17 protein-coding genes and 2 pseudogenes are annotated in these 17,095 nt (G+C 67.0%); 9 read left to right on the top strand and 10 right to left on the bottom strand.

What is annotated here, in order from left to right:
• Positions 1-42 precede the first annotated feature (42 nt).
• The 3 genes from ATL45_RS14325 to ATL45_RS14315 all read right to left on the bottom strand — a co-directional run bounded on the left by ATL45_RS14325 (position 43) and on the right by ATL45_RS14315 (position 2,415).
• Positions 43-1,257 carry an RNA polymerase sigma factor gene (locus ATL45_RS14325; RefSeq protein ID WP_093151265.1) on the bottom strand — a complete coding sequence of 405 codons (1,215 nt, stop codon included), beginning with the start codon at positions 1,255-1,257 and terminating at the stop codon, positions 43-45.
• The gene (locus tag ATL45_RS14320; protein WP_093151261.1) at positions 1,254-1,577 is read right to left on the bottom strand and encodes a YciI family protein; all 324 of its coding nucleotides are present in this window, start codon (positions 1,575-1,577) and stop codon (positions 1,254-1,256) included. Before ATL45_RS14320 ends, ATL45_RS14325 begins: the two co-directional genes overlap by 4 nt.
• A 247-nt stretch (positions 1,578-1,824) precedes the next feature.
• Positions 1,825-2,415: a TetR/AcrR family transcriptional regulator gene (locus ATL45_RS14315; protein WP_093151259.1), complete on the bottom strand. Its 591-nt coding sequence runs from the start codon at positions 2,413-2,415 to the stop codon at positions 1,825-1,827.
• A 95-nt stretch (positions 2,416-2,510) separates the two neighbouring features.
• On the opposite strand from ATL45_RS14315, the gene ATL45_RS14310 reads away from it, so the two are divergent.
• Positions 2,511-3,386, top strand: coding sequence for an NAD(P)-dependent oxidoreductase (locus ATL45_RS14310; RefSeq protein WP_093151256.1), 876 nt, complete (start codon positions 2,511-2,513; stop codon positions 3,384-3,386).
• A 41-nt stretch (positions 3,387-3,427) separates the two neighbouring features.
• Positions 3,428-4,045 (top strand): hypothetical protein, encoded by a 618-nt coding sequence (locus ATL45_RS14305; RefSeq protein ID WP_093151252.1) that lies wholly within the window; start codon positions 3,428-3,430, stop codon positions 4,043-4,045.
• 24 nt (positions 4,046-4,069) lie between these two features.
• Here ATL45_RS14305 and ATL45_RS14300 read toward each other — a convergent pair whose 3' ends face one another.
• On the bottom strand, positions 4,070-4,555 hold the full coding sequence (locus ATL45_RS14300; protein ID WP_093151249.1) for a carboxymuconolactone decarboxylase family protein: 486 nt from the start codon (positions 4,553-4,555) through the stop codon (positions 4,070-4,072).
• A gap of 255 nt (positions 4,556-4,810) precedes the next feature.
• Between ATL45_RS14300 and ATL45_RS14295 the strand changes: the two genes are divergently transcribed.
• Both ATL45_RS14295 and ATL45_RS14290 read left to right on the top strand, forming a co-directional pair.
• Positions 4,811-5,707, top strand: coding sequence for an RNA polymerase sigma-70 factor (locus ATL45_RS14295; protein WP_211841228.1), 897 nt, complete (start codon positions 4,811-4,813; stop codon positions 5,705-5,707).
• A 194-nt stretch (positions 5,708-5,901) separates the two neighbouring features.
• On the top strand, positions 5,902-6,396 hold the full coding sequence (locus tag ATL45_RS14290; protein WP_211841227.1) for a GNAT family N-acetyltransferase: 495 nt from the start codon (positions 5,902-5,904) through the stop codon (positions 6,394-6,396).
• Positions 6,397-6,440: 44 nt separating this feature from the next.
• Here the strand turns inward: ATL45_RS14290 and ATL45_RS14285 are convergent.
• Positions 6,441-6,904 (bottom strand): annotated as a pseudogene (locus ATL45_RS14285) (alpha/beta fold hydrolase); the annotation flags it as partial.
• A 61-nt stretch (positions 6,905-6,965) separates the two neighbouring features.
• Between ATL45_RS14285 and ATL45_RS14280 the strand changes: the two are divergent.
• Positions 6,966-7,322: pseudogene (locus ATL45_RS14280) on the top strand (FAD-dependent oxidoreductase); the annotation flags it as partial.
• Positions 7,323-7,330: 8 nt separating this feature from the next.
• On the opposite strand, the gene ATL45_RS14275 reads toward ATL45_RS14280, so the two are convergent.
• Both ATL45_RS14275 and ATL45_RS14265 read right to left on the bottom strand, forming a co-directional pair.
• A complete protein-coding gene (locus tag ATL45_RS14275) occupies positions 7,331-7,966 on the bottom strand; it encodes a hypothetical protein (protein ID WP_093151242.1) in 636 nt (211 codons plus the stop codon).
• A 278-nt stretch (positions 7,967-8,244) separates the two neighbouring features.
• Positions 8,245-8,649 (bottom strand): VOC family protein, encoded by a 405-nt coding sequence (locus ATL45_RS14265; RefSeq protein ID WP_093151608.1) that lies wholly within the window; start codon positions 8,647-8,649, stop codon positions 8,245-8,247.
• A gap of 101 nt (positions 8,650-8,750) precedes the next feature.
• Here ATL45_RS14265 and ATL45_RS14260 point away from each other — a divergent pair, with 101 nt between their 5' ends.
• The 4 genes from ATL45_RS14260 to ATL45_RS39640 all read left to right on the top strand — a co-directional run bounded on the left by ATL45_RS14260 (position 8,751) and on the right by ATL45_RS39640 (position 12,398).
• Positions 8,751-9,728, top strand: coding sequence for a helix-turn-helix transcriptional regulator (locus tag ATL45_RS14260; protein WP_177241952.1), 978 nt, complete (start codon positions 8,751-8,753; stop codon positions 9,726-9,728).
• 258 nt (positions 9,729-9,986) lie between these two features.
• A complete protein-coding gene (locus tag ATL45_RS14255; protein WP_093151235.1) occupies positions 9,987-10,976 on the top strand; it encodes a DUF2332 domain-containing protein in 990 nt (329 codons plus the stop codon).
• Between the two features lie 464 nt (positions 10,977-11,440).
• On the top strand, positions 11,441-11,635 hold the full coding sequence (locus tag ATL45_RS39645; RefSeq protein WP_246025343.1) for a hypothetical protein: 195 nt from the start codon (positions 11,441-11,443) through the stop codon (positions 11,633-11,635).
• Positions 11,636-11,996: 361 nt separating this feature from the next.
• Entirely contained in the window at positions 11,997-12,398 is a 402-nt protein-coding gene (locus ATL45_RS39640; RefSeq protein WP_246025342.1) for a hypothetical protein, read from the top strand.
• A gap of 30 nt (positions 12,399-12,428) precedes the next feature.
• Here the strand turns inward: ATL45_RS39640 and ATL45_RS14245 are convergent, their stop codons facing one another.
• The 3 genes from ATL45_RS14245 to ATL45_RS14235 all read right to left on the bottom strand — a co-directional run bounded on the left by ATL45_RS14245 (position 12,429) and on the right by ATL45_RS14235 (position 17,073).
• Entirely contained in the window at positions 12,429-14,660 is a 2,232-nt protein-coding gene (locus ATL45_RS14245; protein WP_093151233.1) for an ATP-binding protein, read from the bottom strand.
• A gap of 44 nt (positions 14,661-14,704) precedes the next feature.
• Positions 14,705-15,829, bottom strand: coding sequence for a hypothetical protein (locus tag ATL45_RS14240; RefSeq protein WP_093151230.1), 1,125 nt, complete (start codon positions 15,827-15,829; stop codon positions 14,705-14,707).
• Between the two features lie 113 nt (positions 15,830-15,942).
• Complete coding sequence (locus ATL45_RS14235; protein WP_177241951.1) at positions 15,943-17,073, bottom strand: DNA methyltransferase; 1,131 nt, start codon at positions 17,071-17,073, stop codon at positions 15,943-15,945.
• Between the last annotated feature and the right edge of the window lie 22 nt (positions 17,074-17,095).

Here is a 17,095-nt window from a genome sequence, read left to right as displayed (position 1 = left end):
CACCGGGTGGACGCCTGACCGAACGCCTCCTGGCACGCCGCGCTACTCCAGCTGGTCGCGGCGGCGTGTCAGGTAGGCGATCTCGGCGGTGTTGCCCGCCAGCTCGATGGCCCTGCCGTACGCCGAGCGCGATTCCGGCACGCGGCCCAGCCTTCGCAGCAGATCAGCGCGAGTCGCGTGGAAGGCGTGATAACCGCTCAGCGCGAGTCGGTCGACAGCCGCCAACGCCACTTCCGGGCCGTCGATCTCGGCGACCGCGATGGCCCGGTTGAGCGCGACGATCGGCGACGGGTCGAGGCGCACGAGCTGGTCGTAGAGCGCGACGACCTGCGACCAGTCGGTATCGCGGGCGTCGCGGGCGGAGGTGTGCACGGCGTTGATCGCGGCGAGGATCTGGTAGCGCCCCGGAGCCGCTCCCGCGGCCAGGCGCTCGCGCACCAGCCGATGCCCCTCGGCGATCAAATCCGCGTCCCAGGCACCGCGATCCTGCTCGTGGAGCGTGATCAGCTCACCGCTGTCCGAAACACGGGCGGCGCGGCGGGCTTCGGTGAGCAGCATCAGCGCCAGCAGCCCGGCCACCTCGCCGTCGTCGGGCAGCAGGCCGCGGACCAGCCGCGTCAGCCGGATCGCCTCGGCCGTCAGCTCCTGGCGCACGGGATCGGTGCCGGGACCGGTCGCCAGGTAGCCCTCGTTGAAGACGAGGAAGAGCACTGCGAGCACACCGGAAACCCGTCGCGGGAGATCCTCCGCCGACGGCACCCGGTACGGGATGCGAGCCGCCTTGATCTTGTTCTTCGCGCGCGTGATCCGCTTGCCCATGGCGGATTCCCGCGCCAGGAACGCGCTCGCGATCTCCGGCACGGTCAGCCCGCCGACCATGCGCAGCGTCAGGGCGACCCGCGCCTCCATCGCCAACGCCGGATGGCAGCAGGTGAAGAGCAGCCGGAGCCGCTCGTCGTCGATGGCCCCGACGGGCTCCTGCTCGTCGTGCATCGACAACGCCTCCCGGTGCTTGTCCTCGCGCTTGCTCTCCCGCCGGAGCCGGTCGATCGCCTTGCGGACGGCGGTGGTCGTCAGCCAGGCACCGGGATTCGGCGGCACGCCGTCGGCAGCCCACCGCTCGACAGCGGTCGCGAACGCCTCGGCCGCCGCTTCCTCCGCGATGTCGAGATCACCGAAGCGCCTGGTCAGCACGGCGACCAGCCGCGCCCACTCCGCGCGGTGCGCGCGGCTGAGCGCCTCCTCGACCGGGCTCACAGGAACGGCCGCACCTCGACCTTCCGGTTGCAGCGCTCGGCGCCTTCGGCGGCGATCTCGAGCGCGACGTCGAGGTCGGGGGCCTCGATGACCCAGAACCCGGCGAGGTGCTCCTTCGACTCCAGGAAGGGCCCGTCGGTGAAGATCGGCTCCCCGTCCCGGTGCTCGATGACGGTGGCCGTGCTGGGCGCGTTGAGGCCGCCGGCGAAGACCCAGTGCCCCTCGGCCTGGAGCCGCTCGTTGAACGCCTTGATGGCGGTCATCTCCTCCGCGGTGGCGGAAGCGGTCTTGTCGTCGATCACGGAAACCAGGTACTGCACGTCGACTCCTCTGCGGTCTGGATCCTCACGCCCTCCGGGACGGCCGCGATCCGGCGGAGAGGTTCGTCAGCTCCATGCTCGCTCCCCGGCATCGCGGCCTCCACTCCCACCACGAACGGCACCGCCCCGATCGGACACCCGGAAGGACACTTCTCCCCCGAGGACACCCCCGAGCCTTCGCCGAAGAACTCCTCGACTTCGAACGAGGACTCGACCGCGCACCGCAGAGCTGACCGGCGGCCAGGTCCTAGTCCGCTGATCGGTTCGTCTCGTACGAGCCGACCAGCCGGGCCAGCTGCCGGCCCGCCGCCCGCAAGGGCTCTTCGCTCCGGTTGACCTGGGCCGCGACTTCGGCGCCTTCCAGGGTGCTGATGATCGTGCTCGCCAGGTCGCGGGCGTCTTCGGCGCGAAAGCCCGAGAGCAGCAGCTTGTCGTGGACCAGCTGCTCCCAGCCGCGCAGCGCGGCTGCGCACACCCGCTGGATCTCGGAGTCGGTGCCCAGCGTTTCCAGCGCCGCCGCGGTGATCGGGCAGCCTTCGACCCAGCCCGAATCGCGCAGCGCTTCGGCGAGCTGGTGGGTGCAGGCCTCCACCGCCGCGCTCGGGCTCTGCTCGCTGTCCAGCGCCACGCGCAGGAGCTCGGCGAACTCCTGCCCGCTGTGCTCGATGGCGGCAACTGCGACGGCGCCCTTGCCCGCTGGGAAGAAGTGGTAGACGGAGCCGAGGGTGGCCTGGGCCTCGGTGGCGATCTGCTTGATCCCCGTGCCCACGTAGCCTTGGCGCTGCAGGAGCCGCGCGGCGGCGGTGACGATCCGGTCCCGGGTGCTGGTCGTGCCCATGCGCACAGCCTACTGGTTAGAACGTTCGTTTTAGTTCTGTGCTAGCTTGCTCTCGTACCTAAATAGAGCGTTCGTTCTAGTCCGTGGAGATCTTCATGAGCAGCAAGCGACCCGTGACCGTGATCGGCCTCGGCCCGATGGGGCAGGCCATGGTCCGCACCTTCCTCGACGCGGGCCACCCGGTCACCGTCTGGAACCGCACCGCATCCCGCGCAGACGCCCTGGTCGAACGTGGAGCAGTGCGCGCGGCCAGCGCCGCGGAGGCGCTCTCCGCCAACGAGCTGGTGGTGCTGAGCCTGACCGACTACAACGCGATGTACGAAGTGCTGGAACCCGCCGCGCACGCCCTGTCCGGCCGCGTCGTGGTCAACCTCAGCTCCGACACCCCGGAGAAGACCCGGGCCGGGGCGCGGTGGATCGCCGAGCACGGCGGGATCCAGCTCTCCGGCGGGGTCACCGTGCCGCCGTCGGGCATCGGGCAGCCGGAGTCGTCCACCTTCTACAGCGGCCCCCGCGACTCCTTCGAGAAGCACCGCGCCACCCTCGAAACGCTGACCAGGGCGGAATTCCGGGGCGAGGACCCCGGGCTGGCCGCGCTGTACTACCAGCTCGGCATGGTCATGTTCTGGACGTCGATGCTCAGCTACTGGCAGGCCATCGCCCTCGGCGAGGTGAACGGCCTCACCGCGGCCGACGTCCTGCCGCACGCGGCCGAGACCATGGCGTCGATGCCGAACTTCCTGTCCTTCTACGCCGAACGCATCGACGCCGGCGAGCACGGCGGCGACGTGGACCGCCTGGCGATGGGCATGGCCAGCGTCGAGCACGTCCTGCACACCAACGTCGAAGCGGGTGTGGACACCGCCCTGCCCGCCGCGGTCGTCGACCTGTTCCGCCGCGGAATGGACGCCGGGTACGAGGCCGACAGCTTCTCCAGCCTCGTGAAGCTGATGAGGAGGCCGGCAGCCTGACCCGCGCGATCAGCCGCCGACCTCGCCCCTAAGGTCGGCTCGTGTCCGACTGGGAGCAGTTCCTCGATCGAGTCCCGTGGTTCGGCGGAACCGCCGTGGCGGGCGAGGCGAAACCGTGGACGCGCGGGCCGGTGCCCGGCCTGCCCGCGCTCTCGGCCTTGCTCGGATCAGCGACCGTCACCCCGGTTTCCGAGGACGGAGAAGCCTACGAGCTGCTGACCTGGGGGCCACCCGAGGACCGGCGGGGGTGGCTCTGCCACCCACCCCGGCAAGAGGGAACCGAGGAGTTCCACCCGATCCACCGGGCGTTCCTGGCCGTTTGCGGCGGGATCACCGAGTGGTTCGGCGAACCCGGCTCCTGGTGGCGCAACCTGGACGAGGTGCTCACCGCCGACATCGCGAACATGCAGCTCTCGGAAGTGCTCGACGCGGGACTCGAAGTCCCCGTCCAGGCCGACGAGTACTACGTCGTCGCGGTCGAGGCCAACGGCAACCTGACGCTGGCCCACCACCGCAGCGGCCGACTCCTGCTCTTCGCCCAAGACCACGCGTTCACCGGAGCAACACCCCTCCCGGACTGCCCACCCCTGCTCACCATCGACGAGATACCCGACCTCGCGACGTGGATCGAGACCTGCGCCCCGGCCCACCAGCCCTGACTCGACCGGCAGGCCGGAGGCCGCTCAGCTCGACAGGGCGGCGAACATGCCGGGATCGTAGGAACCTCCGCGCATGCGGGTGATCACGCCGAGCCGGTTGGCGGCGTTGATCACGGCGATCAGGGAGACCAGCGCCGCGATCTGATCGTCGTCGTAGTGCTCGCGCACCTGGCCCCAGGTCTCGTCGGACACCCCGTGGTGGGCGTCGGCGAGCCGGGTGCCCTCCTCGGCGAGCGCCAGCGCGGCCCGCTCGGCGTCCGTGAACACCGCGGACTCGCGCCAGGCGGCGACCAGGTTGATCCGGGCCGCGGTCTCACCGGCGCCCGCCGCTTCCTTGGTGTGGACGTCGACGCACCAGCCACAACCGTTGATCTGGCTGACCCGCAGCGCGATCAGCTCCAGCAACGCCTTGGGCAGCGACACCTCCTTGATCGCCAGGTTGACGCCGTAGATCCGCTTGCTGACCTTGGCGCCGAGCTGGTTGGTCATCAGGTCGATACGGGGTTCCATCGCTTCGTCCTCACTCGTGGATCGCTTCGCGGCATCGTGACGACCATGGAGAAGCCGCCCGCCCGGCCTATGTGACAGCGGCGCGACGTGACGCAGGACACCGAGCCCGGCTGTCACAAAGCAGCCCGGCGCGGCTTCTGATGCGTGGACGCGGCCGACTCCGTCGAGCTCGACCGCACTCCACGTTGCAGGATCGGGCCATCCGCCTGAAAACCGCCCAGCGGCCCGACGAGAGCGAACAGGCAGGAGCCAGGGATGAACGAGGGCACCGCCACGCACGAACGCATGGATCCCGCCACCGAGGTGTTCGTCGCCCACCGCAACCTGCTGTTCACCGTGGCCTACGAGATGCTCGGTTCGGCCGCCGACGCCGAGGACGTCCTGCAGGAGACCTGGCTGCGCTGGACGGGAGTCGAACTCGACGCGGTCCGCGATCGGCGCGCCTTCCTGGTGCGGATCACCACCCGCGAAGCGCTGACCCGACTGCGCACGCTCCGCCGCCGCAAGGAGTCCTACACCGGCCCCTGGCTACCGGAACCACTGCTCACCGCGCCCGACGTGGCCGAGGACGTCGAGCTCGCCGACAGCGTCTCGATGGCGATGCTGCTGGTCCTGGAGACGCTCGCCCCGACCGAGCGCGCAGTGTTCGTGCTGCGCGAGGTATTCGACCTCGGCTACGACGAGATCGCAGGCGCCGTCGGCAAAACACCGGCGGCCGTTCGCCAGATCGCCCACCGCGCGCGCAACCACGTCACCGCGCGCCGACCGCGCGGGAACCCCTCCCCGGCCGAGGCCCGCGACGCGCTCGACGCGTTCCGGCAGGCGGTCGAAACAGGCGATGTGCGACGGCTGCTCGACGTCCTCGCGCCGGACGTCGTCCTGCTGACCGACGGCGGCGGAGTCGTCCGAGCCGCACTGGCACCCGTCGTCGGCGCCGACCGGGTGACCGGCGTGCTGGGCCGGCTCACCGCAAGGGCCACGCTGCAGCCGGTGCAGATCAACGGCCAACCCGGGCTGCGCATCAGGCTGACCGGAGAAGCCGACTCCGTGCTGGCGGTGCGCATCGACAACGGCCGCATCACCGGCCTGTACGCGGTGCGCAATCCGGAGAAGCTGGCGCGCATCGACCTCGAAACCCCGGTGAGCCGCTGACGGCGCATGCGACCGCAGCCCGAAAATGCGTTGCCGCGACCGGGGAACCGCCGCTACCGTCTCGGCAGACGCGAGATCACTGGATGGGGAGGTTGATGAATATGGCCGCCGCCGGCCCTCATCAGCATGCCCTCATCCGGCCCGCGCACTAGTCGAAGCGCGGCCCGGGTCGTTCCAACGACCAGGAGAAACACGTGTCTTCTGCACCCGCCGATGTGATCACCGAGCGCCTCGTCCTGCGGACCTGGACCACGAGCGAGGCCACCGCGGTCCGCGACGGCATCCGGTCCGCGCACTGGGCGGCCGACTTCCCCGCCGAAGGCGATCGCGTGATCGCCGGTCTCCTCGACCAGAACCCCGCTTGGCTCGGTGCGCACGGCCACCGGCTGGTCGTCGAGCGCGAGAGCGGTTCGATGGTGGGCTCGATCGGCCTGTTCTGGCCGCCGAACGACGGCGTCCTCGAAATCGGGTACGGCATCGTGGCCTCCCGCCGCGGCCGCGGCTACGCCACCGAAGCCACCCGCGCCCTGGCCGAGTTCGCCCTCACCGCACCCGATGTCCACACCGTGTCCGCCGGCGTGGAGCTGTCGAACCCGTCGTCGGTCCGCGTCCTGGAGAAGGCGGGCTTCCGCCGCTGGACCACCGACGGGAGCACCGCCCGGTTCAGGATCACGCTGGACCAGCGCTGACACCCGGGGCCCTGGAAGCGATGCCTCCAGGGCCCCACCCCGGCCTAACGGTCCGCGATGCGGGCTAGGAAGAAGTCCCGGACGTCCGCGGCGAACAGCTCCGGCACCTCCATCGCCGCGAAGCGGCCACCGCGCTCGAACTCCGACCAGTGCCTGATGTCGAACAGCCGCTCGGCCAGCGGTCGCACGGACAGCGTGATGTCGTGCGCGAACACCGCCACGCCGACCGGCACCGGGCACGGCTCGGTCAGCCGCTGGGCTTCGTGGTGCATCCGCGCCGAGGAAGCCGCGGTGGCGGTCAGCCAGTACAGCTCTGCGAGCGAGGATCGGTCCACTGCGCGAAGCGCTCGGCGATCCAGGCCAGCTGGCCCACCGGCGAATCGGTCAGCGCGTAGCCGATGGTCTGCGGTGTGGCGGCCTGCAGGGCCTGGTACGGCGGACGATTCGCCATCAGCTGCCGCACCTTGTCCAGCCGGGCCTCATCCGCTTCGGACAGGGCAACGGCCGATGCGGAACGGCGTGATCATGGTCTTCACTCCGGGGAATTTTCGTTGGAGCCGCCAACATTGGACCCGCGGTTCACCGCGCTGATCGCGACCTGCGACGACACGGTCGTGCCGCGGTCGATCACCACGCTCCCGGTCGGCCTGACCTGGCCGCCGAAGCCGGACGTCACGCTGCTCGGAGACGCCGCCCACCTGATGCCACCGGTGGGAGAGGGCGCCAACATGGCGCTGCTCGACGGTGCCCTGCTCGGCCTCGCGCTGGCCGCACACCCGGACGACTTTCCCACCGCCGTAAGGGAATACGAACGCGAGATGTTCGAACGCACCAGCGCGGCCGCCCGGATGTCCGCGGATCTGCAGGAACTGCTGATGGCCCCGGACGCCAGCCGGAAGATGCTCGAGTTCTTCCAACCCGGCTGAACACCGCGCTACTCGGGCAGGCCGATCCTGTCGTAGCTGCTGAGCACTCCGGAGGCCATCTTCCGGAGGAACTCGTCGGGATCACCGGCCGCGACTTCCCGCAGCACGGGCCGGAAAACCGGCCACTCGGCGTAAGTCATCGCCCAGAGCGCGGCCTCGCGAACAGAATCTTCTTCCGCCGCAGCGCATGCGCTGATCCTCTCGACGAAGCGCTCATCGCGGTGCGCAGGTGCACCGAGGCCTGCGCGCAGAACGGCGAGGGGCAGCGCGTCGGCTGTCGCCGTGTCCACCTCGACGATCAGATCGTCGAAGCTCAGAACACCCCAATACGCGGCGAACACGCGCGTAACGGTCTTGACGCGTTGCGGAGGCCCGAGCGGACTGGTGGCCAAGACGTACGCGCTGTCGATCGCCGCGTCCTCGGTGAAGGTGATCCGCAAGCCGGGATCGATCTCAGCGTCCACCTCCCAGCGGACCGACATCATGTCGGCGCGGGGCTGGTCGGTCGGCCGCTTCAGCAGCTGCTTCCACCCCGACGTCCGAGCGATGTCGGCCACCACGGGAAAGCTGTCGCGAGAACCGAAGACGAACCGCCGAGACCGGAAGCCGTCCTTGCGCTGGATCACATCTTCCACCCGCGCCATGCTAAAGATCTCGGGACGCCAAGAATGCCGAATCCACGCGACGCATGGCCGCCTCGGCGCATTGTGGTGGGCGCGCGGCGGTTAGCGTGCCGCGCCGAAAAGCCTTGGACAGCTTGGTTGACGCTGGCCAGGATGGCAGATGATCACGCTCGCGAGAGAAGCTTGCCGGTGAAGGTGTTCCACCTGCACTTCGACAACCCGCTCCCGGGCACCGAACACGGCGAGGTCGAGTACGAGCTGCTGCGACCTGACAGGGGGCTAGGTGTCCGCATGGCCCGTCAGCGGGCGAGCCTTGCCCGGGCCTCGTCGGTGAGCGGGGTGAAGAAGTTGACCAGGTTCCCGTCGGGGTCGCGGAACAGCAGGGAGCGGTTTCCCCACGGCATCGTGGTCGGCTCCTGCACGACCTCGGGCGCGACAGCCAGGCTCATCAACCGTTCGTGCTCCCGGTCGACGTCCTCGACGAGGAACTCGAGGATCGCGGTCCGGTTCGACTCGGGTACGTCGGCCCCGGCGCTGAACAGCGCCATCGTCTCGGCACTGCCGATGGCCAACGTGCACGACGGGCCTACGAGCTCGGCGAACTGCTCGGCGGGGCGACGCGCATCGAGGCCGGTCACCTGCTCGTAGAACTCGACGAGGCGGGTGACGTCGTTGGTGATGACGCGGACGGAAACAAGCTGCACGGTGGAACCTTTCTGCACTGGAGGGCGCGCCCTCCCGGGGTCACCGGACACGCTAGGGGCAATAGTGGACAGGATCCGCCCGGTATTGGGAGGATCTTGTGGTGACTCGGCCGATCGCCCGCGTACTGGCATTGCTGGAGATCCTCCAGCGCGGAGGCACCCGGACCGTCGCCGAGCTCGCCGAACGACTCGACGTGGACGAGCGCACCGTCCGCCGCTACGTCGGTCATCTCCTCGACCTGGACATCCCGGTCCGCTCGGTGCGCGGGCGCCACGGCGGGTACCGCCTGGCCCCGGGGTATCGGATGCCTCCGCTGATGCTCACCGACGAGGAGGCGCTCGCTGTCCTGCTCGGTCTGGTCGCGGGCCGCCGCGCCGGGTTGCTGAGCACCTCGGCCGCGGCCGCCGAGAGCGCGGTCGCGAAAGTACGCCGGGTACTGCCCGAAGCTCTCGGCCGCCGGCTCGACGCGCTGCTGGAGATCGCCGACTTCACCGCGCCCGCACGATCGGCGCTCACGGCGGAAGCCGAAGTCCTGCTCACCGTCGCGGAGGCGGCGCGGGATCGTCGCCCGGTCGATCTCGGCTACACCGCAGGCCACGGCGGCGCCAGCGAACGCGTCGTCCACCCGTACGGCGTCGTGGCCCACTCCGGGCGGTGGTACCTGACCGGCTTCGACTCGGCCAGCGAGCAGGTGCGAACGTTCCGCGTCGACCGGATCACGACCGTTGGACTGCGCCCCGGAACGTTCGACGCACCAACGGGATTCGACCCGGCCCAGCAGGTGCTGACCGCGATCGCCGAGACGCCGTACGAGCACGAGGTGTCCGTGCGGATTCGATCGACGCCCGAACAGATCCGCGCCGTCTTCCCACCGTCCATCGCCAAGCTGGAAGAGATCGACCCCGGCACTTCCTGGATCCGAGCCCGAATTCGAGCACAACGCCTCGAATGGATACCGCCCCTGCTCGCCGCGCTCGACCGGCCGTTCGTCGTCGAACAACCCGACGCCCTCCGCGACCTGGTCCGAGCACTGGCCAACCGACTCGCAGACCACGCCGACGCACGACAGGAAGACTGATCACGCGCCGGAAAACCCGCACACTGGAACCGAAGACTGCGAAAGCGCGCAGCCCCGACGGCGTTTCCGTGAACCGTGTGCAGGGTCTCAAACCGCATGACATCTGGATCTCGTTTGACCTGAGGTTTTGCCGGATGTCTCAGTGGCTCCGTGGCCGGCGAGAGCTTTGAGCGTAAGCGGCGTCGCTTGGTTGAGTACGGCTCGGAGCGCGTTCAACCTGCTCTTGCTCTGTGGGCGCGGTGGGGACAAGGTTTCGTTGTGTTGACATCTGACTGGTATCGGGCGTTCGGGGTACGTGAAGCCAGGGGGCACTCCACGACGTACGAGCGGCTTGCTCTTGCTGTCGCTGAGGATGCGCTGCTGCTGGGTTTGCTGGATGAGCTACCTGAATCTAAGCGGCGCCCCAACCTGTTGTTCGCCGCAGCTCAGTACTCGGGTGCTCCGCTGCATGAGCCTGGTGTCTTCCGCGACTGGGCGGTGCGGCACTGGAGTGAGCTGGCGGCCACGATGACAGCCCGCCACACGCAGACCAACGAGGTTGCTCGCTGCAGCGTCCTTTTGCCGGTGTTGGCGCGGCTGCCGCAGCCTCTGGCGTTGCTTGAAGTGGGTGCGTCGGCGGGGTTGTGTCTGTATCCCGACGCCTACCGGTACCGCTACGGCGGCGATCCGCGCATCTACGGGCCGCAGGACAGCCAGGTGCAACTGCAGTGCGAGGTGACGGGGCCGACTCCGCTGCCCGAACGGATGCCCACCGTGGTGTGGCGCGCTGGGATCGACCTCAACCCTCTCGACGTCGGCGATGGCGATGATCTGCGGTGGCTAGATGCCTTGATCTGGCCAGAGCAGGAGCACCGCCGCGAGCGGCTGCGGGCCGCTGCGGAGATCGTCCGCGCGGACCCGCCCCACTTGGTGCGCGGTGATTTGCTCGACGATCTGCCCGCCCTGGCTGCCGAGGCACCTCGTGATGCGACGCTGGTGATCTTCCACAGCTCCGTGTTGTGCTACGTGCCCGCCTCGACCCGGCACGCCTTTACCGATCTCGTCCGCGGCCTGCCCGGACACTGGATCTCCAACGAAGGAGTCAGCGTCCTCCCCGATGTGGCTGCCGTGGTCGACGTGCCCGCTGATGGACCGGCGGTCTCCATCCTGGCGCTCGACGGCCGGCCGCTCGCCCTCGCCGCGCCCCACGGGCAGGAGCTGAAGTGGCTGGACACAGCGGATACGCAGGACGCCGCGCCGCGTTCGTGACCTGGTGACCTGCGAGAGCGTCAGCGTCGATATCGCTCCACGGATCCATGACCGCCTCGTGGAGCGAAACCCGAAAGGCGACCGACGCCGCATCGGTCCCCGGTCGCCCTAACCGAAGCTTCTCCGAGCCATCGCCCACCACCTGATCGAGAGCCACGACCGACCATCGGCAGCACCACTGCAGACCACAAGGACCAGTCCAGCACTCCACCCAGACGGCCTGATCTCATCTCCAGCTGCACAAGTGCAGTCAACGACGAGAAAGTGCAGTGCTGTAGGGTCTCAAACCGTGTGACATCTTGATCTTGTTTGACCTGCGGTTTCCCGGTTGTCTCAGTCAGGATCGGCCGCGTGTTGTCTCAAGGCCGGGCTCATTTCCTAAACAGACGACTGGTTCGAGAAGACGCCCAGTTCAACGGTCACGTTTCGTATCCGAGGGCGGCCCCAGTGCCTAGCATGCTCTTGTGGAGATGCAATCGGCGTGGATCAAGTGGGCTCGCGCTGTCGAGCATCAGCGAGTACTCGCGCGAAGCATGCGCGAGTTCTGGACCCGCGAAACTTACGAGTACGTCCGCTGGGACAACGCCGGAGACACCCACGATCCGCTGCTCAAGGTGCAATGGCGATTGAAGATCAAAGAGCCGTTCCCGGAGCAGTAGGGTGTTCTGATCAGCGACATCCTCACCAACCTCCGTGCCGCGCTTGACCATGCGTTCTGCGCCGCAGCCGTGCTGCACGCGGGTCAACCGGCTAAGCCCACGGACCTTGAGTTTCCGATCTACGCCACGAGCGGCAGCAACTACACAGGGAAAGCCAAGAAACTCCAGCCGCTCGTCGCACCGGATGTGTGAGCCGTCGTCGATGCCATGCAGCCGTTCCACGGTGGCGACCGCGCGCAGACCTCACCGCTCGATATCCTTCGATACTTGTCGAACGTCGATAAGCACCGGTTCGTCCATGTCGTCGGTCGCACGTACCTCGACCTGACTCCGGTCGAGGTTCACTCAGAGGCTCCACTGGATGTTGTCGATGAAAAGACGCTACGAGGGACTAACCGAAGACAACCAAGCCGTGCCGCTACTCAAGCTCAAGCGGCCCCGCGACAACTCAACGATCGACCTGGTTCCGACTTTCGCCTTCAGCCCGGCAATCCAGATCGCCGATGAACCACCGGTTTTCCTAACGTTGGACAGCGCGATGGAGGCGATGACGGGCGACGTCCTGACGGTCCTCTCTCACATCACTACGGCTCACTACGGCCTCGGGACTGCCGATGCCAGTTCGGACAGCTTCGAACTCGGCGAAGAGCATGAGTCCTTTGCCGCAGAGTACGGTGGATACTCCTATACCTACCGCGAACACGACGGCACGAGTTATCACTTCACTCTCTCCGCCGAAGGACCTGACCAGGGCGACCATTGAACAGACACGCCCCTGGCTGGTGGCACGAGCTTAGAAGGGAGGCTCCTCTTCCGTCTGCACAGTGTCGACCAATGTGTCGTTCGGCTCTTCGTCTACCTCTCGGTCTCGTTCCGGCTCGGCCTTCCGAGCGTGTTCCTTCAACATGACGAACTTGGCGGACTTTCCGGGATTCTTGTCGTCATCGCGGGTTTCTGCGGTCCATTGCCCTGGATACAGCTTGTCGAGAGCCTGCTTGACTAGACGGTAACCCCAGTCGCGGGCAGATCCATCGCGTTGAGCGTATGCGGGCGCCTTCTCGGCAAGCAGGTAAGTGATACGGCCCCACTTGATGCCACGGGGGGTATTGATCATCTTCTTGAACTCAGGATTATCTCGCAAGTGGACGATCGCGATCGAGCTGTCTTCGGCCGAGAGAGCGGGATCTTCTCCGGTTTCCTCACTCGCGTTGTCCTGACGGTGGCTGGCAGCGAGGCTGGCAGAGGCGGCCCGTGCTTCGGAACGGCGCTCGTCGACAGCGGTCTGATACCTGAAAGCGAAGCTGTCGGGGGCCGGGAGTGCGTAATCAGGGTCGGCCATCTCGTACGAGTCCTCGAAGCTGAGAACGCGCACAGAGATGGGGTAGGGGCGTGCGTGGCGGTCGGTGTTGGGCGCGCTGGACCAGTAGATGCCGTTACCGACGAGCGGCTCGTTGAGCAGGGTGGCCAGCAGGTCCTCGGAGAAGTGGGCGTTGGCCTTCTTCAAGGAGAGGAGGTCTCCCTGGGAGAGCAGATGGAAGACAAAGAAGTTGTCTCCCTGGGAGAGGAGTTCCTGCGGCAGGCTGCCAGGCTGCTGGGTGATCAGCAGGGCCCCGAGGTCGTACTTGCGGCCTTCCTTTACCCAGGAGACGAAGGGGCCGTCTTCACTCTGGCTGGAGCCGCCGAGAACGGACTGGGCTTCTTCGATGACGGCGATGGTGGGGATGGACTTCGGGTCTGCCGCAGTGAACTGGGTCTGGTTGTGCTCGAAGATGTCGCCGAGGATCACGCCAGCGAGCTGGAGCCCCTGGGAGCCGCGCATCTGGGAGATGTCCACCACACAGAGCTTGCCTTGGGACAGGCAGTCCTTCAATGCGCTGAGGAGTCGGCTGTCGGGGTCGTGCAATGCGTTGACGACACGGGTCATGTTGCCGATCGCCGCGTTTGTCTCGGCTTCCTGGCTTTCGCTGAGGTTCAGAATCTCCCGGACCTCGTCACGGTCTGCGCCGTACTTCTCGCGGTGGATCAGGTCAACAAGGCGGTTCCACTTGGGCCCGTCGAGGGACTTAAGTTTAACGACGTTCTGCTGATCCTGCTTCTCCGGCGACAGCGCGATACTCAACACGCGCGACGCCTGCAGTTCCTTGATGTTCAGCTTGACGCCGTTGACGACGAAGGACTGGTAGAAGTCGCTGGGGCCCTGGCGGTTGGTGAAGACGACGAGCTTGTCGCGCAGGTGCGGCACGTCGCACAGTGCGGGGCGGCCCTTGAAGTCGGGCCAAAAATACTCGCCGTCCGGATCGAAGATGACCGTGCCGACAGGAGCCTCGCCAGAGCGGCGCGGGACGGTGGGCTGTTCTTCGTACAGGGTCGAGAAGAGCAGTTTGACCAGGTTCGACTTACCGAAGCCAGCTCGGGCGAAGACGAAGCTGCGACGGGCCACAAGTTTGTCGATCTGGAAGGTCGGCATGATCGCCGGCTGCTGGATCTGCATCCAAGAGGTATCGCCTACGCGTGTGTCGTTGCCAGCGTAGACGAATTCGCCGAAGGCGAGGAAGCCGATGGGGACCGCGCCGTCGTCGGTGTCCTTGGCGTTGACGACCTCGGCGAGTAGGTCATCGCCCAGAAGCGCGACCTGGGCACCGACATGCGGGAGACGCCGGTGGCTGGGGACGAAGATGTACTTGTCACCCTCCATACGCAGGACGCCGAGGATGCGGATGTCGACCTTGTACTTCAGATAACGCTCGCGTAGCTCGTCAGGGATGGGTCGCTGGTCGCGTACCGCGCGGGTGGCGTAGTCCTCGCCGATGGGGGACACCAAGCGACCCTGGGAGGAAATGGTGGTGATCCGCCCGAGGATAGCCTCACGCTCGTGTTCGAGCTGGACGAGGACGAACTGGCCGTGCATAGCAATGGTCTGGAAGTCGTCGTGGTGCGGCAGCACGAGGTCGGCGTGGAATTCCATGCCACTTTCGGAGAAGCCGCGGAAGGTGCCGACGACTTTATCGCGCTCGAACAGGCTCATGACGGTTCTTGCTCCACAGGATGCGGGGCGGACAGAAGAAGGTGCTACTCGTAGCGGCGGGCGGCTACATCGGAGGCGAGCCGCAGGGCGTCGATGACCGGGGCTTTGTCCTCGCCGACTTGGTCGCGCACGGCGTCGACGAGCTGGTCTTCGATGATGTCCATGTCCAGATCGGCGACGCGGGAGAAGCTGTCGGCCTGCTGGATGCAGTTCGGATAGAGCGGGATGGGGAAGCCAGCCACCGCATCCGCCTGCAGGTAGCCGAAGATCGCCTGGACTTCCTTGTCCTGGCGGGACATCACATCCACGGTCCAGATGGGGTCACCGGAGTGCGGGCCGAAGCGGACAAAGTACATCGATCCGAAGTTGAACTTCGGCTTCTCGCCTGTGGAGTCGTCCTCAATGTCCCTCGTGTACTCGTCCCAGAGATACACCTCGTCCAGCATCTGAGCGGGGACCTTGGCGAAGCAGGCGGAGCCGTTGTCGAACACGCCGGACAGCGAGATCGCCAGCCGGTAGTACTCGAGGACTTGGGTCGTCTTCGCGAGCCCCACCAGCCACACCTTGCACCGGTCGCGACGCCAGACCCGCTCGATGGCCTCGTACATCAGCTCGCCCATCTTCACGAACAGCTCGCCGTGAAAGATCTTGCTGCGCAGCAGGCCGTCGCGAACGACCAGCGTGTCGGTCGCGTAGTCGCGGTGGCAGATCAGGTCATAGAGCGTCGCCCACTCGCACAGGTCCCGGAAGACCTGCACCCAGCTCGGCGAATTGCCGGACATCATCGGCGACAGATCCTGGAGCCTGTGGACGCCCAGGCCGTCCATCATCCTGCCCAGGGCGGTGCGCGGGCTTCCGTCCTCGTGGAACTGGCGGCGGCTAAGGGCGTCGATGTCGGCGATCGGGGAGACCACCTCCATGCACAGCTCCTTGCCGTTGGAGTCCACGACGCGGACGACCTGGAGGTAGAAGGGGTTGAAGGCGACCTTGTTGTTGCCGCCGTCAGAGGACATCAGTGCAACCGAGGTCGCTGCCCGCGGCTTGATCACCCTGACCTCGGAGCGGATGGCACGGGCCTGCTCGACCAGCTTGTCCAGCTCAGCGCGACCGGCTTCGACTTGGTCGCCAATCAGCTGCTTGAGCTGCTTGATCTGGTCCGCGTCGAACATGCCTCTCCCCACACGCCCGTACTGTCACAGATGAGTGCCACTCGTACACCATAGGATGACACGGGGCACTGACAGTCCGTTACGCGGTTGTGGAAAGTAACCGGGCTACCTCGTCAGCGGGGCAGCCCGGTCAGCTCCGCGACGAGGTCAATCTCGTCGATGGCGGAGCCGGCCTTCCCAAACTGCTCGGCCTGTCTGTTCCGCTTGGTCGGCGTGCCAGCCTGCCGCACCTCCTTGACGGCCCACCCGGCCTTCGACGCCTTCACGGAGGCCAGCAGCATCTGCTCCGGATCGGTGCGAGCTGAGGGCAAGGCGCCAAAGCGGATCGCCAGCCGGGCACCCTGGCGGCAGCAGCGGGCGACAGCGGCCCACACCTCGCCCAGAGCCTGAATGAACGCCTCTTGATTCGGCTGGCGGGCGATCTGCCCGTATGTGCCATAGGGGACCTCCGGAGGGCCGCCGAGGAACCACGAACGCAGCCACTGGTCGGCCACGTAGGTGCGCATGCCGTAGTACGGGGGTGAGGTGACCACCAGATCGAACTTCTGACGCAGGCCACCCAGGGTCTTGACGGAGTCGCCCAGGTAGACCTTCCCGCTGTGGGCGAGCGGGGCCGCGTCCAGTAGGCGTTTAGCCCGCCGCTCGATCACCTCCAGGGCAGGGACACGTGCCGGCTCCATGTCGCGCTTCGTCCAGAATTTCACCGCATACGCTGGCTTGGAGGCATAAGTGCGCGGCATCTGATTCGACAGGTACGACGGGAGGTTCTTGTTGCGCGGCCCGTGCAGAATCCCCAGCATGACCGCCCGGAGCATGGCCGCCGTCGGCGTCGTCATCTCCAGCAGGGCCTCGCGTAACGTCACCAGCTCTCGCAGCGTCTCGTGCTCGAAGCACCATTGCCAGAACTCGCCTTCAGGGACTTCGCCGCGCATACCTCCATCGAGGATCTGCCGGGCCAGCCGGACCACGGCGCCGGGTGTGACCTGGATGAGCTTGGCCTGGGCGATGGCGGCGGCCACCGGGTTGATGTCGATGCCCACGGACGGCAGCCCAGCCAGACGCGCGGCGTACAGCGTGGTACCCCGTCCGCAGAATGGGTCCAGCACCCGACTGGTCCCGGGGCTAGCGGCAAGTTGCTGGAGAGGGAAGTCCAGCGGAAACATCGTGTAGTACGGGCAGATGGCGTTCAGCCGCAGCGCATCTTCGGGCCAATCTGAGGAAGGGGCTGCCGTGATCGCCGTCATGAGTGTAATAATACAGGTATAG

The organism is Saccharopolyspora antimicrobica, assembly GCF_003635025.1.
GTDB lineage: Bacteria > Actinomycetota > Actinomycetes > Mycobacteriales > Pseudonocardiaceae > Saccharopolyspora > Saccharopolyspora antimicrobica.
Note: the sequence above shows the minus strand (reverse complement) of the source record. Positions and strands in the feature narration are given on the sequence as shown.